General features: G+C 51.0%; 2 protein-coding genes and 1 pseudogene. 1 reads left to right on the forward strand and 2 read right to left on the reverse strand.

Translation table 11 applies throughout. The features are described 5' to 3' along the window. Together L6773_RS21115 and ltrA are read right to left on the reverse strand one after the other, a co-directional pair. Window positions 1–301 (reverse strand): annotated as a pseudogene (locus tag L6773_RS21115) (hypothetical protein); the annotation flags it as partial. Next, window positions 250–1,362: a group II intron reverse transcriptase/maturase gene (ltrA, locus tag L6773_RS21120; RefSeq protein ID WP_237856659.1), complete on the reverse strand. Its 1,113-nt coding sequence runs from the start codon at window positions 1,360–1,362 to the stop codon at window positions 250–252. The gene ltrA and the pseudogene L6773_RS21115, both read right to left, overlap by 52 nt. A gap of 780 nt (window positions 1,363–2,142) precedes the next feature. Between ltrA and L6773_RS21880 the strand changes: the two genes are divergently transcribed. Then, on the forward strand, window positions 2,143–2,304 hold a 162-nt coding region (locus L6773_RS21880), incomplete at its 3' end, for a type II toxin-antitoxin system Phd/YefM family antitoxin (RefSeq protein WP_369431610.1).

Consider the following 2,304-nt stretch of genomic DNA (forward strand, 5'->3'; position numbering starts at 1 on the left):
CGAGTAGACGGCCGTGAGCAATAAGCCCACGGTGCGCCTCTCCCACCACCGTACATACGGGTCGCGTATACGGCGGTTTGCTACGTTGACCTGATTTGGTGATAGAGTTCCAATATAGCCCCGTTTCTTCATTCTGGCTAAGGTTATTGTCGTTTTCAGGATGGGGCTTTGAGCGACTCTCCAGCCTCCCATCCCGACAGCTGTCGGGACTCCATGCATAGGCATCTTCAGGGTTTACTCCCAGGCGCATCAGGTTCTTCCGTTTGCGTTCCGGTTTCTTCTCCCTAGGCCTCGGGACCAAATGCAGTACCGCAGCCGTTTTCTCAGCCAACTATCCAGTGCTTGTAATTTGCCGTGGATGTTGGCCAGTTTGAAGTAGTTCAGCCAGCCTCGTATCAGCCGGTTGAGCCGCCGGATTCGTTCGGCAAAACTTATGGAAATGGTTTTGCGGGTCAGCTCTTTAAGCTTTCGCTTGAAGGCTTTCCTGCTCTTCGCACTCACCACCAGTTGGTATTGCCCTCTGGCCCCTTTCTTGAATACCGGGACAAAATGATAGCCCAGTATGTTGAATGTTGAGGGGCGTCGAATCCCGCTTTTCTCCCGGTTTATCGGCAGGCGAAGTACATCCCTGAGAAACAGGTAGATTCTGTTACCTACCCGTCGGGCGGCTCGTTTGCTGCGCACGTAGATACTGAAATCGTCGGCATACCGCACATAGCGATGTCCGCGCTTTTCCAGCTCTCTGTCAAGTTCATTGAGCAGAATGTTGGATAGCAGGGGACTGAGGGGAGAGCCTTGCGGCATTCCCTTTCTGCGTTTGTGTAAGGTTCCGTTGATCTGCATCGGAGCGCGCAGGAACTTTCGCAACAGCTTCATCGTCAGCTGGCACGTGACCTTTTGGTGTACCAATTCCAGCAGTATGGCATGGTCGACCTGATCGAAGAATGACTTCAAATCAATGTCTATCACATGCTGATAGCCGTCATTAATGTTCCGTTGGGCTTGTTGCACAGCCTGGTGGGCGTTGCGGTTGGGACGGAATCCGTAACTGTGCCGCTGGAAGTCCGGCTCAAATACAGGCTCAAGCACCTGATGCAGGGCTTGCTGGATAACCCGGTCGGTCAGCGTCGGGATGCCAAGCATCCTCCTCTTGCCGTTCGGTTTGGGTATTTCCACGCCTTTGATCGGGCTGGGCTGATAGCTTCCATTGCGGATATGCTCTATCAGGGTCGGGCCGTGAGTTTGCAGGTGGGCTTTCAGCTGGGGTGTTTCCATCCCATCCACTCCGCCTGCTCCTTTGTTAGCGCAGACCTTTTGGTAGGCTTTGTTCAGATTCCGTTGTTGGATTACTTGTTCTATCATCGTTGTTTTGTTCAGATGGCATCTTTTAGTGGCAGCTATTCGAACTCAAGGAAATCTATCCTTGGCGAGCCCGAAGTCTGGCCTCCATCGAATGCCGGGTAACATTCCGTCCTTCATCCCGACCAGCCAGTCGGGACTACTATGACGTCGGCTGACTTCCCAACCCTGCCAAAGCAGAGCCGGGATCTCCCCGGGTAAGAGTGCCTTCTTTCCTCCAATGCCTGCCGCATCTACTTAATGAGCGTGCACCTCACGGTGTTTTGGACATCACAATGATGTGTTTGCTCGTCCAGTTCATCAAGCCTCTTATGCGGTTCTGCCCTGGGCATCCCGTTGGGGCTGTTCGTCAGGACCGGAGTTTGCGCCACGGGCATCCCTTCGGGACAGTCTCGCTTCCTTTGGCATGGCCATCCCTTCGGGGCAGACCTGCGGTTACCCGCAACGCCCTTGCGACTTGCTAATGGTTCAGGACGTCACCCCTGCCCATAAGGAACTTTTCCCATGGGGATCACTTTGTGGCACCCTCAAGATTTATGACTTACATTCCTGTAAGCCAAGGCACCCATGCCGGGCACACACCAGCGTTTCAACGCGGACTTGGCCACTATTTGCCCTTATAAAATTCGTAGGCTTAAAGAAGTTCACAGTTTTAATTACATTTCTACTCATAAAGGCCAAGCCGGTTAAACGCCAAACCGTAAACCAACCTACCCTAATGTTGTAAGTTCAAATCTCAATCAGTATCTTTTTAGTGCATAAAAAAACTTTTAAAGTACTGATATGGATATTTCAATTTCAAAAGATATAGAACCTCTCTCCGAGTTTCGCAAGAAATCTGCGGATTTTATAAAACGCTTAAAAAAAGAGAAGCAACCAATTATACTTACTCAACATGGCAAAAGTGCTGCTGTTTTGATGGATGTATCAGAATATGAACGCTTC

This window comes from Rhodohalobacter sulfatireducens (assembly GCF_022012475.1).
Taxonomy (GTDB): Bacteria; Bacteroidota; Rhodothermia; order Balneolales; family Balneolaceae; genus Rhodohalobacter; species Rhodohalobacter sulfatireducens.

What these genes read in the sequence shown, in the direction of transcription:
- ltrA (WP_237856659.1), bottom strand. Translation starts at nt 1,362, where the DNA reads ATGATAGAACAAGTAATCCAACAACGGAATCTGAACAAAGCCTACCAA.